This window comes from Amycolatopsis sp. NPDC051716, assembly GCF_040681595.1.
Lineage (GTDB): Bacteria > Actinomycetota > Actinomycetes > Mycobacteriales > Pseudonocardiaceae > Amycolatopsis.
In genome coordinates this window covers 1-13565 of sequence record NZ_JBFAZA010000075.1, presented here as the reverse complement: position 1 = coordinate 13565, position 13565 = coordinate 1, and the positions used below count along the sequence as shown (strand labels likewise).

The following is a 13565-nucleotide window of genomic DNA, read 5'->3' as shown; positions in this document are numbered from 1 at the left end:
CCGCTGCGACGTCCTCTACGCCATGCTCCGCAACGGCACCCACTACCGCCACCCCGCTGCCGCTGCGGCTTGACAACCAGATAGGGACACCCCCCGGGACAGGCTGGCCGGCGGAAGGAAACCCTCCGAGAGATCAACAGCTGCCTCAAGCGGATCATCGCGCGTCAGCTCTTCCGCGCCCTCCAGCAACACCACACACCAGACCTTGACGCCACATAGCAGCGTCACAGGGACACTCCCCGAAACTCATCCCGCCTCAGGCTTGTCCGGCACCACGACCAAACTCACCACCCGACGTACCCGGCCTTCCCGCACCCGGTCCATCCGCGAGACGACCGCGTGCTCGATCTCCGCCACCATCTCGGCGAACTCCTCGTTCGTGAGCCACACCGCAGCCTGCCGGTAGACAACCCCGTCAGCATTCGGCTCGGCCCCTTCCTGGGCGAAGTACCGGTCGAAGTCCCCCATCAACGACGCCGCAAACGTCGTGAACGCCCTTCGGTGATCATCCCGCGTCATCGCGGCTCGCGCGGCCGGGTCGACCACGGCCTCTTCCTTGCGCACCCGGTAGCTGCGCTCCACCGTGCCGCGAACCCGCTTCTCCTCCACCACCTCCAGCACGCCTCCTTCGGTCAGCGCGGCGATGTGCCGGTACATCGTGGCCGGCGCGATGTCGGGCAGGCGTTCCCGCAGCTGCGCCGTGGTCAGCGGGTCGGCGTCGAACAGCGTTTGCAGGATGCGCATCCGCACCGGATGCAGGAGGAGGTCCGCGGTAGCCATGGACGAATTTTCTCACATACGATAACGTTCTCATGGACGATAATGATCGCAACACTGAGAACAATGGGAGTTGGCCATGCGGGAGGTCGACATGACGATCACCGCGGATGACGGGCTGCCGCTGGCGGGCACCCTCACGCTGCCCGTGGGTGCCGGTCCGCATCCGGCTGTCCTGCTGTTGCACGGGTCTGGCCGGCTCGATCGGGATGCCAACACCAGGCGGCTTCGCATGGGGCTCGGGCCGCCGCTGGCCGCCGCGCTCGCAGCGGTCGGGATCGCCGTGTTGCGGTACGACCGGAGAGGTGTCGGTGCGACGCCCGGCGACTGGCGGGCCACCGGTTTCATCGACAACCGGCGGGACGCCGCCGCCGCGTTGCGCGCCCTGGCCGGACGAACCGACGTGCGGGCGGGTGCCGTCGGTGTGGTCGGGCACAGTGAAGGCGCCGTTCACGCGATGGCGCTCGGCGCGCGTCCCGAGGTTGCGGCGGTGGTGTTGCTGGCCGGGTTCGCGCGCTCGGGTGAGGACGCGTTGCGCTGGCAGGCCAGGACGATCACGAGTGGTTTGCCCGCGCCCCTGCGGTCCGTCCTGCGGAAATTCGGCAATCGGCAGCTGGCGCGGGTCAAGGCGTCCGACGCCGACGTGGTGCGCGTCGCCAGGACGAAGCTGAACGCCCGGTGGATGTCGGAGATGCTCCTCCACGACTCCCGCCCGGACCTGGCGAACGTGCAGGCGCCCGTGCTGGCGATCACCGGCGGCAAGGACGTCCAAGTGGACCCGGCTGACCTCGACCGGATCCGTGACCTCGTACCCGGCGAAGTGGAAACCCACCGGATCCCGGACCTGACGCACCTGCTGCGCCGCGATCCAGGCCGGCTGTCCGTCCGTTCCTACCCCGCGCAACTGCGCAAGCCCGTCGACGCCGACCTGCTCGCGCAGGTGACGTCCTGGCTCGCCCGCAGGCTCGGCGTCGAGCAACACCCCTGACCGGAACGAAAAAGCACCCGCCGGTGGCCGGTCGACCGACCACCGGCTCCCCTCAGCGCGCCCGCGCACCCCCTGCTCGCCGTGAAAGGAACGAAGTCGTGACCACCGCCACCCCCGTTCGCCAGAAGAGCGACCTCACCGTCTTCTGGACCGTCACGTTCGTGACCACCTGGGCCTTCTGGCTCCTCGCGATAGCCCTCGGTGGATCGCCGACCACTTCCCCCACTGCCATCCCCTACCTGCTCGGCGGGTTCGGACCGGTGTTCGGGGCGATCGTCGTGCGAGTGCGCCGCGGCCGTCGTCGCGAGCCGGTTCCCGCGCACACCGTGCGACTCCGGTCGAGCGCACGGCTGCTGTGGGTGTTGCCCCTCCTGGTGCTGGCCTCGGCGACCGTCGTGGGTGCCGCGCTGCTCGCCGATCTGGTGGGTGGTCCCGCGGTGAGCCTCACCGAAGGGCAGAAGTTGATCGCGACCATCGGCGGGCCGGTGCCGTTCCTGATCAGCATGGTGATCGGGGGGCCGCTGGCCGAAGAGCCCGGTTGGCGTGGCACGGCCTACCCGCGGCTGCTCGCGACGATGAGCCATCTCCGGGCCGGCCTGCTGCTGGGTGTCGTCTGGGCGGTGTGGCACCTGCCGCTGTTCTTCATCGGCGGCACCGTGCAGTCCGAGCTGGGGCTGTTCAGCTGGAGCGGGTTGCTGTTCACGCTCAGCGTGCTGCCGATGGCGTTGCTGACCGGTTACGCCTACGAGCGGGCGGGGGTCGTCGCGGCGATCGCGGTGCACTTCGGCGTCAACGCGACCGTCGCGGTGCTGACCGTGAAGTCGCCCGTCGCCCAGGCGTTCGTCCTGGCGGTGCAGGTCGTCGTCGTGGTCGTCCTCCACCAGGCCGCTTCTCGACGCCGCTGACGTGCTGGAGCCATGAACCCAGGGGAGTGTCGTCGCGTTGGTGACCGGCCACCCGCAGCAGGCTTGCGCACAGCGACTTGAGGATCCGCGCGATCTGCTCGGTCCCCCGCCGGGCGCCTTCGCAGCGGCCCACAACGGCGTCGCGGCGGGTTTCCCGCCGACGGTGAGCTGGGGACAACGGCGCACGCCTCCCACCGTCGACCACTCTGGTGACGATGTCGGTGGTCGCGGAGCGCGGTGGGCCAGTGGCGTTCGAGGTCGTCGAGCGGCCGCTGCTCGACCTCCGCAGCGACGTGGGAGCAGGTGTCGATGACCCGGTTGCAGGGGGCAACCCGCATCGCGATCCGTCGCACTCGCGTGCCGCCGAGCGGTCGCGGGCCGAACATCCGCTACTGCCGATGTGCGACTGGTCGCCGAAGCCGGGATGCGGCTCAAGCCAGGAGGGCAATGAGAGGCGCTAAGGCGGGTGCGCCCTGACCGATCAGCCCCTTGATCCGCGCCCGGCGGGGGTCGAAGGCGGTCAACGCCAGGCTCGCAGTGAGCATGGACGCGCTGGCGGCCAGGACGAGCGCCTGGCCGCCGGCGGCCAGGCCCCAGCGCGCCATGGCCAGACCGGCGAGCACCTGCAGGGCCAGCAGAGCGTTGTAGCAGCCCTGGGAACGCCCAGGGACGGGCCGCGGCGAGATCCGCCGCGCGCACCTTGAACATATTCTGGGCTGTGGCCGCCGATCGACTTCCTCGATGAGCGAGGCCAGAGCGCTGTGCCCGCGTACGTCGTCGACTCAGCCGACCGGGCCCGCAAGCGGCTGCTGGCCGCCGACCTGCCCGCGCGTACTGGGCCACGCCGAGCTCGAACAGCACAGCCTCCGCTGGCACGACAACGAGGTGTGGGCCGTACACGACCGAGACAGCCCGGCATGCCAGCCAGAGGCGGCGCTGGTGGGTGCGGCCCCCAACGCCAGGGCGGTCATCCCTGCCGCCGATCGAAAGTTCCGAGGCGTTCGTGGTGGCTCATCAGGATCTCAGGGGCGCCAGTTCACTACGGAGGAGCAGGAGATCCGCGTGGGCGGCCGGTCTGTGGCCGGAGGCGTACAACGTCCGATGGGAAGCACTGCACGGCTCCGCCAGCGTCCTTCGACGCTCGCCGAGGACTCGTGCGCCGGACAGATCGGCCAGCCCCGGGAAGCTGGTGATGATCGCGTAGTCCGGGTGCTGCTGAAACGCCGCGGTAGTGGACTCGGTGAGCTCGTATGCGCTGGCGCACTCCGCGTTGAGAGTGGTCAGCAGCGCGAGCGATCGGCGGCCGAACGCCTCCCGACCAGCTTGCCCAACACCCCTGCGATCGCGGGGTGCCTGTACGGAAGCAGCGAGTAGGCCGCCCGGAACGCCGAAGTGCTGATGCCCGCAGCGGCGACACCTTGCCGGAGTTTTTAATCACTAAATCCTCCCTCCAGGCGTCAGCACCCCGCAACGCAGAGAAGCCCAGGCCGTTGGCCTGGGCTTTCTCGTGTGGAAGCTCCCCCGCTTGGACTCGAACCAAGAACCCTCCGGTTAACAGCCGAATGCTCTGCCAGTTGAGCTACAGGGGAATGTGGCTCACTTCCGGTGCCGGTCTCTCCGACCGACAAGAAGAACTTTAGCCCATGCCCGTACCGCCTCCGACACCACCCCCCATTTAGCGCAACCACCCCCGCGGGGCCGGTTTTCCTGGACAATGGACAGTCGGACGACCTAACGACGGAAGGCGTGGACGCGGATGAAGAAGTTCCTGCTGGGGGCAGGCCTGGGGTACGTACTGGGCGCCAAGGCAGGCCGGGGGCGGTACGAGCAGCTCGTGCGCACCTACCGCCGGGTCGTCGATCACCCCATGGTCCAAGGCGCCGCCGGGGTTGCGCGGGCCAAGATCGGAGAGAAGCTCAAGCGCTGATCCGGGCCACGACAAACACCCGGCGGAACTCGAACCACGTCGTGCCGTCGGCGCGGGCGGGGTAGGCCGCGTCCAGGCGGGGCGCGAGGGAAGCGCGGAACCGCTCCCACTCCGCGTCGGTCAGGGCCGCGCGGATCGGGCGCAGCGCGGTGCCCGTGATCCACTCCAACACCGGTGACGGGCCGCGCAACGGCTGGACGTACGTCGTCTCCCAGGCGTCTACCGTGCAGCCCGCGTCGGCCAGGAGGTTCGCGTACTCCAGGGGGGTCGATACCGCGTCGTCCTCGCGCAGGACCACCTCCGCCAAGCGGGACGCCCAGGCCGGGGACGCCGCCAGTTCGCGTGTCAGCACGTGTGACGGCGCGTTGAAGTTGCCCGGCACCTGCACTGCCAGGTACGCGCCCGAAGGCAGCGAGGCAGCCCATCGGCGGAGCAGCGAAAAGTGTTCCGGCACCCACTGCAGGACGGCGTTCGACACGACGACGTCGGTGTCCGGCGCCGGCGTCCAGTCGCGGACGTCGAGCAACGTCGCGTCGAGGCCGCGAGCGCGGGCTGCCGTCACCATTTCGGGTGAACTGTCGCTGCACTCCAGCGTCGCCGAGGGCCAGCGGTCCTGCAGCGACGCCGTCAGGTTGCCCGGGCCGCAGCCCAGGTCGACGACACGTCTCGGCGCCGAAGCCCCGATGCGCGAGATCAAGTCGTAGAACGGCCGGGCCCGCAGGTCGGCGTAGTCGAGGTACTTGCCCGGATCCCACACGGCTGCCTCCCGCATAACAGTACGCCTGTACTGAGTACGAGCGTACTGCTACTCCGCCGGGTTGACCAGCTTCGCGGCGGCCTGCTCGGCGATGGCCTCGACCAGGGCGACGTCGGTGCCGGGGTCCGGCCGGACCTGCAGCACGGTGCCGTCGCGGCCGGGCACCTTGCGCTGGACGAACCACGCTCCCCCGGCGCCGATCTGCTGCCGGTGCCGCGAGCGGATCGAGCCCTCGACGCGCTGGTAGGCCTCGCGCGGCAGCTTGCCCGGCGCCGGCAGCCGGAAGCGCACCGGCGGGAGGTCGGCCAGCACGACCGCCGCACCCGCCTTGCCCACCTCGGACGACTCCGTCAGCGTGAAGACGCCGTCCGCCCAGGTCGCCTTGGCGACGAGGTGCCAGCCGACGCGGCGAGCGCCGTCCTCGGCGGGGATCCACAGGCCCAGGGCCGTCACGACCAGGTGGCCGCCGCCCTCGACCGGGGCGCTGTCCACGACGTCCTCACCCGGGTCCAGCGAACCCGGGAAGTCCGGCGGTGTGCGGTCGCCCAGCAACCGGCGCAACAAACTCATCTCAGCCCCACGCGCCGGCGGCCGCCTGCTCGCCCAGCGACTTCTTGTACTGCTCCAGCGCGACGAGGTCGCCGAACAGCGCGCGGTAGTCGTCCGGCGCCTCGACCGGCGACAGCCGCTGCAGCTTGCCCTTGATCTCCGCGATCTGGCGCCCGACGAGGCCCTCCTGCAGCCGCGCGAGGATCGACGAGATGTACCGGGAGTCGACTTCGTCCTTGGCCTGCAACGGTTCCACGGCCAGCTCCGAGAGCACCCGCCGGACCGTCCCTTCCGGACAGTGCGGGGCCGCCGCGTCCAGCAGCGCCGGGCCGGTCAGGCCCGAACCCGCGCCGCCGGCCTTCAAGACCGCCTCGTGCACCGCGACGTACACCGGGTGCGTGAACGCCTCCAGCGGCAGGGCGTCGTACTCCGGCCCGGCGATCGCGGGCTGCTGCAGCGCCGCCTTCAGCGCCTCGCGCTGCACGGCGAACCGCGGGTCCTTCGGGGCCGGCCGCGCGACGTCCTGGGCCGCCGGAGCCTCGGGAGCGCCGACGCGCGCGGGCTGGCGCAGGGGCGCTCCGCCACGCTTGTCCGTCGCGCCCGCGCTGCCGCGGACGCGGTTGACCACCTGCGCCACGTCCTGCCAGCCCACCCACCAGGCGAGCTTCGACGCGTAGCCGTCGCGGGCCGCGCGGTCCTTGATCGACGCCACCATCGGCACCGTCTTCTGCAGCGCCGCGACCTGCCCGTCGACCGAGTCGAGGTCGTAGTTCTTGAGCGTGCTGCGGATGACGAACTCGAACAGCGGCGTCCGCCGCGCGACCAGGTCCTTCACCGCGCTGTCGCCCTTGGCCAGGCGCAGCTCGCAGGGGTCCATGCCGTCCGGCGCCACCGCGATATACGTCTGACCGGCGAACGTCTGGTCGCCTTCGAAGGCTTTCAACGCCGCCTTCTGGCCTGCTTCGTCGCCGTCGAAGGTGAAGACGACTTCGCCGCGGAAGGCGTCGTCGTCCATCATCAGCCGGCGCAGCACCTTCATGTGGTCTTCGCCGAACGCCGTGCCCGACGACGCGACCGCCGTCGGCACGCCCGACGCGTGCATCGCCATGACGTCGGTGTAGCCCTCGACCACGACCACCTGGTGCCGCTTCGCGATCTCGCGCTTGGCCAGGTCGAGGCCGAACATGACCTGGGACTTCTTGTAGATCGGCGACTCGGCGGTGTTGAGGTACTTCGCCGAGATCCGGTCGTCGTCGAACAGCCGCCGGGCGCCGAAGCCGACGACGTCGTTGCCGACGTCGCGGATCGGCCAGACCAGCCGCCGGTGGAAGCGGTCCATCGGGCCGCGCTGGCCTTCCTTGGACAGCCCCGCCGTGAGCAGTTCCTTGACCTCGAAGCCGCGGTTGAGCAGGAACTTCGTCAGCTTGTCCCAGCCGCCGGGTGCGTACCCGCAGCCGAACGTCTTCGCCATGGCGGCGTCGAACCCGCGCTCGGACAGGAAGTCCCGCGCCGGGCGCGCCTCGTCGGTGACCAGCTGCTCGGCGTAGAACTCCTGGGCCAGGCGGTGGGCTTCGACCAGCCGGGTGCGGCTGCCGCGGTCGCGCTGGATCGTCGCGCCGCCGCCCTCGTAGGTGAGCCGGATGCCGACCCGGTCGGCCAGCCGCTCGACGGCCTCCACGAACGTGATCAGGTCGATCTTCTGGACGAACTTGATCACGTCGCCGCCCTCGCCACAGCCGAAGCAGTGGAAGGTGCCGTGCGTCGGGCGGACGTTGAACGACGGGGTCTTCTCGTTGTGGAACGGGCAGAGCCCCTTCAGGCTGCCCCCACCGGCGCGGCGCAGGGCCACGTACTCCCCGACGACCTCGTCGATCCGGTTCCGCTCGCGCACCTCCGCGATGTCGCTCTCCCGAATCCGTCCTGCCACGCCGCCCACTCTAGTCTTCCCCGTTTCCCGGCTCCTCCCGTGTGCGGCACACTCGGGGCATGGCCGCCACGCCCACCGCCCAGGACACCCTCGCCGCGGAGTTCGCCACGCACCGCAGTCACCTGATCGGGGTGGCCTACCGGCTGACCGGCACGCGCGCCGACGCCGAGGACGCGGTGCAGGAGTCCTGGCTGCGGCTGGCCGGCCTGGACGACGCCGGCCGCGCGGCGATCCGCGACCTGCGGGGCTGGCTGACCACCGTCGTCGGCCGGATCTGCCTCGACCGGCTCAAGTCGGCGGCCGCGCAGCGGGAGCGCTACGTCGGCAACTGGCTGCCGGAGCCGGTGGTCACGCCGTTCGGGCGGCCGGTGAGCGAAGACCCCCTGGACGTCGCGGTCCGTGACGACGGGCTGCGGATGGCCGCGCTGGTCGTCCTCGACAAGCTGACGCCGGAGCAGCGCGTCGCGTTCGTGCTGCACGACGCGTTTTCGGTGCCGTTCGCGGAGATCGCGGACGCTCTCGGCGTCTCGGTCGACGCCGCGCGCCAGTACGCCTCCCGCGGCCGCAAGGCCCTCGCCGACGCCGACCCGGCGCCGCGCGCCCCGCTGGAGGACCAGGCGAAGATCCTCGAGAAGTTCGTCATCGCCCTGCAGGCCGGCGACATCCGGGCGATCACCGAGCTGCTGGCCCCCGACGTCGTGCTCATCGGCGACTCGAACGGCAAGGGCCGGACCACGCGCCAGCTCATCGTCGGCGCGGACAAGATCGCCCGGTTCTTCGTGGGCCTGGCGAGCAAGTACCCGCCCGGCGTGCTCACCGCCGGCACGCCGGTGCTCGTCAACGGCGACCTGGGGGTGTACCTCGCCCCGCAGCCGGGTCGGGACGGCTTCTTCGCCCTCGACGAGCACGTGCAGGCGATGACCGTCCGCGACGGCAAGATCGTGGCGATCTACGACGTCGTGAACCCGGACAAGCTGGCCCGGATCACGCGTCCCGGCGACGCGCCTTCGTGATCCCGGCCGTGAGCAGGAGCGCGGCGAACACACCGAAGTAGGCCAGCGCCCAGCCGGGGCTCAGCGGCGAGTCGGACAGGACCGCGGCATTGCCGCCGTCCCGGCCCACGTTGGCCTCGCCGCTCCCGCTGAGGAACTTCGTGACGGCGTTCAACGGCAGCCACCGGTGGATGGCCTGGCCGGCCCGCGGGATCAGCTGGACGACGTTCTCGGCCATGAGCGGGTAGGCGACGAGCACGGCCACGGCGCCGGCCGTGTACCGCACGAGCAGGCCGACGCCGACCCCGCAGACGGCGGCCAGCGCGAACACCGGGCCGGTCCCGGCGACGATCCGCCAGTCCGCGGCGCTGTCGAGGGCGAGGTCGGCCTCCGGGGCGAGGATCCGGGCCACCAGCCAGGCCGTGAACGCGGCGGCTTCGCCGAGCAGGAAGGCGTACCCGGCGACGAGCGCGGCCTTGGCCAGCAGCACCGGTGTCCGGCTCGGCACGGCCTGGAAGGTGCCGTGGATCGTGCCGGAGTGGTACTCGCTCGTCACCGCGAGCCCGGCCAGCACCAGCACGGCGACCATCGCGAGCTGGTAGCCGAACTGGGTGCTCGCGACCGTGGGCGGCAGGTGCGCCTCCCCGGCGCTGAGCGCGGCGATCGCGGCCGGGAGGGCCATCGCGACCAGGGCGAAGATGCCGCACACCCAGGGCGTGGCGATGCTGAAGAGCTTGATCCGTTCACTGGCGACGAGGTGCATGCGCAGAACGGTCCCGCGGCGGACCCCGGTGGCGCGTCCCACCGGGGTCGGGTTCGGCGCCTCCTACGGGAGCGGGACCCGGCACGCGTCGCCGGAGGTGAAGCCCTGGTCGGCGATGCCCAGCGCGCTGTTCATCCGGGCCCGGGAGTTCTCCAGCGCGATCTGGTAGGTCAGCTCGAGGACGCCCTCGCGGCCGAACTCGCGCTCGAGCTCGGCGACCTGCTCGTCGGTCACCGTCACCCGGTCCGAGGACATCGCGTCGGCGTAGGCGAGCGCCAGCCGCTCCTGGTGGCTGAAGGCGGGCGAGGTCGCGTAGGCGTCGATCTGCTTCAGCCGCTCGATGTCGAGGCCGTCGTGCTTCTGCAGCATGGTGCCGAAGTCGACGCACCACGAGCAGCCGATCCGCGTCGCGACCCGGTAGACGGCGAGCTCCCGCACGTTCGCCGGGATCTTCTTCGACGCGCGCTCGGCCAGCAGCTCGTGCACCACGGACGTCCGCAGCAGGGCGGGGTGGTGCGCGGTGACGGCCATCGGCTCGGGCACCGCGCCGAAGCGGCGGCCGGCGATCCGGTAGACGAGCTTGAGGAAGAGCCCGGCTTCGGACGTCTTCTTGGCGGGGATGCGCGGCATTTCGGTCTCCTTCGTCCGGCGTCTACGGGCTGGACGAGACGGCGTCCGCGGATGTGACGACCGGCGACGTGAGCCACGCCACCAGCATCGTCACGGCCGCCGCGGCGAACACGACGGTGAGGCCCGGTGCGCCCAGCCCGCCGGTCGTGGCCAGCGCGAGCCAGCCGAACACCGCGGCCCCGGCGAGGCCGCCGGCCTGCCGGGCGAAGGTCAGCGACCCCAGCGTGACGCCCAGCAGCGTCCGGTCGGCCCGCGTCTGGCCGAGGACGGTGTAGGCGGAAGTGCAGACGGCGAAGGCCGCGCCGATCGCGTACAAGCCCGGGGCGAGGAGCCAGGGTGCGCCATCGGCGGCGGCCGCCACGGCGATCACGGCGAGCCCGGCCGTGCCGAGCAAGCAGCCGGATCGGCCCCACCCCGTCATCTCCGGGTGCCGCCGGGCCAGCGCGGCGAAGGAGGCCGACAGGACGAGCTGTCCCGCGGTCATGGCGACGAGCAGCAGCCCGGTGCCCGCCGCGCCCGCCCCCGAAGCGGCGACCAGGGCGACGTAGGTGAAGGTGCCGTAGAGCGCGGCGCCCGCCAGGCCGTTGACCACCACCGCGCGCTTGAGGACGGCGTCGGCGAACACCTTCGGCGAAATCAGCGGGCTCGGCGTCCGGCGTTGCCGCCGGACGAACAGGAAGCCCGCCACCCCGGTCGTCCCGAGCAGCACCGGCGTCCACAGTGGACTTCTCGCGAGCGCGTCGAAGGTGCCGAGCGCGACGACGGAGGCGCCCGCGACGGCCAGCAGCACGCTGCCCGGGACGTCGAACTTTTCCCTGCCCTGACGCGGTTTCGCGGGCAGCCCACGCCACCCGAGGACCAGCGCGGGCACGCTCAGGGGCAGGTTGACCAGGAAGATCCACCGCCAGCCGGGCCCGGCCGCGAGCAGTCCGCCCAGCGGCGGCCCGCCCAGGGTGGCGGCCGCGAAGACGGCCGTCTGCCAGCCCTGGCGGCGCAGCAGTTCGCCGCGGTCGAACAGCTCGCCGAGTGCGCTCATCGCCGTGACGATCAGGCCGCTGCCGCCGAGGCCCTGCAGCGCGCGGGCGGCGATCAGCGAGCCGAGCTCGGGCGCGGCGGCGCACCACGCGGAAGCGGCGGCGAACACGAGGACCGACAGCGCGAAGGAGATCCGGCGGCCGTACAGGTCGCCGAGCCTGCCGTGCAGCGGCGTCGCGACGGTCAGGGTCAGCAGGCCGGCGGCGGTGACCGCGACGAGCCCGGTCCGGGCGTGCAGGTCGGCGCCGATCGACGGCAGGGCCGCGGTGAGGACCAGCCCGTCCAGCTGGGCCATGGCCATGCCGAGCAGGAGGCCGGCGTAGGCGAGGTTCCGATATGCGTGCATAAAGCACACGTTATAACGTGTCTTATGCACACATCAAGCGAGGGCGGCCCGGCACTGTTCCGCCTGGTCCGGCACTGGGCACGCCAGTGGGCCCCGGACGTCGTCGAGCGCTTCGCCGCCGGCGCGCCGCCGTCGTGGACGGTGCCGAACCTGTTCGTCATCCAGGCGATCGACGGGGCGGCCGGCGAGGAGGTGACCGTCGCGGACGTGGCCCGCCAGCTGGGCATCGACCGCTCGGTGGCCAGCCGGATGGTGAGCGAAGCGGCGCGAGAAGGCTTCGTAGAGCGCTCGACGTCGACTCGCGACGCGCGACGCGCGGTGCTGACCCTCACCGATGCGGCGAAGGAGTTCCTCGATGCTTCGCGGGCCCACCAGCGTCAGGCGTTCGAAGCACTGGTGGGCCACTGGCCCGAGGAGGACCGCGAACGGTTCGCCGGCTACCTGAGCCGGCTCGCGGACGAGGTCCTCGGCTAGCTTTCCGCGAGGATCGGGTTCAGCGCTTCCCAGGCGTGCCAGGCCCGCGTGACGCCGAACTGGGCGTTGAACCGCAGCGCCGCCCGCACGTCCTCCGGCGACGCGCCACCCCGCAGCGCGCGCCCGACGTGCGTGCGGAACGTGTCGGCCAGGGTCTGGTAGTGGACGTCGACACTGAGGCTGACCAGGCCGCGCTCGCGTTCGCTGAGCGTGCCCGGCCCGTGTCCGGTGCGCATCCGCGACTGCAGGTCGAAGTAGCCGGCGAAGTGCGGGTCCAGCTCGCCGACGCGCGCCCGCACCGCGTCCGGCAACGGGCTGGGGGCCGCGTCCGGTCCGGCGGACACCAGTTCCGGCGCCAGCGGTTCGGCGTCCGGACGCGGCAGGCCGAGTTCGGCTTCGAGCTCGGCGATCCGCTCGATGCCCGCCGACGCCGCGTGGTAGCCGCAGTCGTAGGAGACGAACCGCAGCAGCTCGCGGACGTCCGAAGTGGACACCCCGGCGGCCAGGCCGGCCCGCACGTGCGCGGTGAACGCCAGGCCCAGGCTGCCCTGGCAGACGTCGGCCGTCACGCACAGGAAGGTTTTCTCCCGGTCGGTGAGCTCGGGGATCGATCGGACGTACTTCGCGGTGGCCCCGGCCATCTGGGCGAACACGGGGTCGAGCGCGGCGAGCCGTTCGAGGCTCGTGGGAGTTTCGGTGGTGGTCAAGCTCGGCTCCTTCAGCTTCGTGGACGTTTGTAGCGCTACAGCTGTAGTGCGACTGACGCTACACCTGTAGCGCAAAGGGTGTCCAGCTACACTGGGTACCGATGGAAGAGACCAGGCGCCGCCCGAACGCCCGCGGCCAGGGCGAGCTGCTGCGGGAAGAGATCGTCACGGCCGCCGTCCGGATGCTCGACGAGCTCGCCGACGACGAGGCGCTGTCCCTGCGGGCCGTCGCGCGCGCGGTGTCGATCGCGGCGACGTCGGTCTACCTGCACTTCCCGGACCGCGACGCCCTCGTGCTGGCGGCCATGCGGCGCTGCCACGAGGAGCTCGTCCGCACCGGCGACGAAGCGGCCGACGCCGCCCCGGACCCGGCGGCCGCGCTGCGCGCCCGGATCCTGGCCCAGGCGGCGTGGGCGCAGGAGCATTCCGGGCTCTACAAGGTGCTGCACGAGAGCAAGGTCCACCGCCGGCACGGAATGCCGTTCAAGGAAGTCATGGTCGCCCGCACGAACGAGGCGGTCCGGCGGTGCATGGAAGCGGGCCTGGCGCCGGCCGACGACGCCGCCACCGTCGCCATCGACCTGCGGACCGCCGTGAACGGCATGCTGGCGCAGCGGATCAACGAGCCCGACCTGCCGTGGCCGCCCGCGGTCGAGCAGCTGGACCGGTTCCTGGCCAAGCTGGTGGGCCTGCGGCTCTGACTCGTACGCCCGGCCAGGGCGAAAGCCCCGGCCCCCGAGGTCGCGAATGACTCATTCGGGACCTCCTAGGCCCCGAATGAGTCATTC

General features: G+C 71.5%; 15 protein-coding genes and 1 tRNA gene. 6 read left to right on the top strand and 10 right to left on the bottom strand.

Annotated elements, in window-relative coordinates; all coding sequences use genetic code 11:
- Positions 1-246: 246 nt before the first annotated feature.
- Positions 247-780, bottom strand: coding sequence for a helix-turn-helix domain-containing protein (locus tag AB0M30_RS46950; RefSeq protein ID WP_364599078.1), 534 nt, complete (start codon positions 778-780; stop codon positions 247-249).
- A gap of 76 nt (positions 781-856) precedes the next feature.
- On the opposite strand from AB0M30_RS46950, the gene AB0M30_RS46945 reads away from it, so the two are divergent.
- Positions 857-1765, top strand: coding sequence for an alpha/beta hydrolase (locus tag AB0M30_RS46945; RefSeq protein WP_364599075.1), 909 nt, complete (start codon positions 857-859; stop codon positions 1763-1765).
- A 98-nt stretch (positions 1766-1863) separates the two neighbouring features.
- On the top strand, positions 1864-2670 hold the full coding sequence (locus tag AB0M30_RS46940) for a CPBP family intramembrane glutamic endopeptidase (RefSeq protein WP_364599072.1): 807 nt from the start codon (positions 1864-1866) through the stop codon (positions 2668-2670).
- A 431-nt stretch (positions 2671-3101) separates the two neighbouring features.
- Here the strand turns inward: AB0M30_RS46940 and AB0M30_RS46935 are convergent, their stop codons facing one another.
- Complete coding sequence (locus AB0M30_RS46935) at positions 3102-3356, bottom strand: DUF1304 family protein (RefSeq protein ID WP_364599081.1); 255 nt, start codon at positions 3354-3356, stop codon at positions 3102-3104.
- Between the two features lie 830 nt (positions 3357-4186).
- Positions 4187-4259, bottom strand: a tRNA-Asn gene (locus AB0M30_RS46930).
- 167 nt (positions 4260-4426) lie between these two features.
- Here AB0M30_RS46930 and AB0M30_RS46925 point away from each other — a divergent pair.
- A complete protein-coding gene (locus tag AB0M30_RS46925; protein ID WP_003097798.1) occupies positions 4427-4597 on the top strand; it encodes a hypothetical protein in 171 nt (56 codons plus the stop codon).
- Here the strand turns inward: AB0M30_RS46925 and AB0M30_RS46920 are convergent.
- The 3 genes from AB0M30_RS46920 to dnaG are packed head-to-tail and all read right to left on the bottom strand — an operon-like array spanning position 4587 to position 7839.
- On the bottom strand, positions 4587-5354 hold the full coding sequence (locus AB0M30_RS46920; protein WP_364599069.1) for a trans-aconitate 2-methyltransferase: 768 nt from the start codon (positions 5352-5354) through the stop codon (positions 4587-4589). The genes AB0M30_RS46925 and AB0M30_RS46920 overlap by 11 nt on opposite strands.
- A gap of 48 nt (positions 5355-5402) precedes the next feature.
- Positions 5403-5924 (bottom strand): hypothetical protein, encoded by a 522-nt coding sequence (locus AB0M30_RS46915; protein ID WP_364599066.1) that lies wholly within the window; start codon positions 5922-5924, stop codon positions 5403-5405.
- Between the two features lies 1 nt (position 5925).
- Entirely contained in the window at positions 5926-7839 is a 1914-nt protein-coding gene (dnaG, locus tag AB0M30_RS46910) for a DNA primase (RefSeq protein ID WP_364599063.1), read from the bottom strand.
- Between the two features lie 50 nt (positions 7840-7889).
- On the opposite strand from dnaG, the gene AB0M30_RS46905 reads away from it, so the two are divergent.
- On the top strand, positions 7890-8843 hold the full coding sequence (locus tag AB0M30_RS46905; protein WP_364599060.1) for a sigma-70 family RNA polymerase sigma factor: 954 nt from the start codon (positions 7890-7892) through the stop codon (positions 8841-8843).
- Here the strand turns inward: AB0M30_RS46905 and AB0M30_RS46900 are convergent.
- From AB0M30_RS46900 to AB0M30_RS46890, 3 genes are all read right to left on the bottom strand, one after another.
- Positions 8815-9585, bottom strand: a complete 771-nt coding sequence (locus AB0M30_RS46900) for a hypothetical protein (RefSeq protein ID WP_364599057.1) — start codon at positions 9583-9585, stop codon at positions 8815-8817. The genes AB0M30_RS46905 and AB0M30_RS46900 overlap by 29 nt on opposite strands.
- Positions 9586-9648: 63 nt before the next feature.
- On the bottom strand, positions 9649-10215 hold the full coding sequence (locus AB0M30_RS46895) for a carboxymuconolactone decarboxylase family protein (RefSeq protein WP_103340881.1): 567 nt from the start codon (positions 10213-10215) through the stop codon (positions 9649-9651).
- Positions 10216-10237: 22 nt separating this feature from the next.
- The gene (locus AB0M30_RS46890) at positions 10238-11596 is read right to left on the bottom strand and encodes an MFS transporter (protein WP_364599054.1); all 1359 of its coding nucleotides are present in this window, start codon (positions 11594-11596) and stop codon (positions 10238-10240) included.
- Between the two features lie 24 nt (positions 11597-11620).
- Between AB0M30_RS46890 and AB0M30_RS46885 the strand changes: the two genes are divergently transcribed.
- Positions 11621-12070, top strand: a complete 450-nt coding sequence (locus tag AB0M30_RS46885) for a MarR family winged helix-turn-helix transcriptional regulator (protein ID WP_364599051.1) — start codon at positions 11621-11623, stop codon at positions 12068-12070.
- Here AB0M30_RS46885 and AB0M30_RS46880 read toward each other — a convergent pair.
- Positions 12067-12777 carry a carboxymuconolactone decarboxylase family protein gene (locus tag AB0M30_RS46880; protein WP_364599048.1) on the bottom strand — a complete coding sequence of 237 codons (711 nt, stop codon included), beginning with the start codon at positions 12775-12777 and terminating at the stop codon, positions 12067-12069. The two genes, AB0M30_RS46885 and AB0M30_RS46880, sit on opposite strands and share 4 nt — an antisense overlap.
- A gap of 101 nt (positions 12778-12878) precedes the next feature.
- Between AB0M30_RS46880 and AB0M30_RS46875 the strand changes: the two genes are divergently transcribed.
- Complete coding sequence (locus tag AB0M30_RS46875) at positions 12879-13478, top strand: TetR/AcrR family transcriptional regulator (RefSeq protein WP_364599045.1); 600 nt, start codon at positions 12879-12881, stop codon at positions 13476-13478.
- Positions 13479-13565: the final 87 nt, after the last annotated feature.

Bases quoted from the DNA above. Each gene is read 5' to 3' on its own strand.
- AB0M30_RS46950 (WP_364599078.1), bottom strand. From the start codon at position 780: ATGGCTACCGCGGACCTCCTCCTGCATCCGGTGCGGATGCGCATCCTG.
- AB0M30_RS46945 (WP_364599075.1), top strand. From the start codon at position 857: ATGCGGGAGGTCGACATGACGATCACCGCGGATGACGGGCTGCCGCTG.
- AB0M30_RS46925 (WP_003097798.1), top strand. From the start codon at position 4,427: ATGAAGAAGTTCCTGCTGGGGGCAGGCCTGGGGTACGTACTGGGCGCC.
- AB0M30_RS46915 (WP_364599066.1), bottom strand. From the start codon at position 5,924: ATGAGTTTGTTGCGCCGGTTGCTGGGCGACCGCACACCGCCGGACTTC.
- AB0M30_RS46905 (WP_364599060.1), top strand. From the start codon at position 7,890: ATGGCCGCCACGCCCACCGCCCAGGACACCCTCGCCGCGGAGTTCGCC.
- AB0M30_RS46900 (WP_364599057.1), bottom strand. From the start codon at position 9,585: ATGCACCTCGTCGCCAGTGAACGGATCAAGCTCTTCAGCATCGCCACG.
- AB0M30_RS46895 (WP_103340881.1), bottom strand. From the start codon at position 10,215: ATGCCGCGCATCCCCGCCAAGAAGACGTCCGAAGCCGGGCTCTTCCTC.
- AB0M30_RS46890 (WP_364599054.1), bottom strand. From the start codon at position 11,596: ATGCACGCATATCGGAACCTCGCCTACGCCGGCCTCCTGCTCGGCATG.
- AB0M30_RS46885 (WP_364599051.1), top strand. From the start codon at position 11,621: ATGCACACATCAAGCGAGGGCGGCCCGGCACTGTTCCGCCTGGTCCGG.
- AB0M30_RS46875 (WP_364599045.1), top strand. From the start codon at position 12,879: ATGGAAGAGACCAGGCGCCGCCCGAACGCCCGCGGCCAGGGCGAGCTG.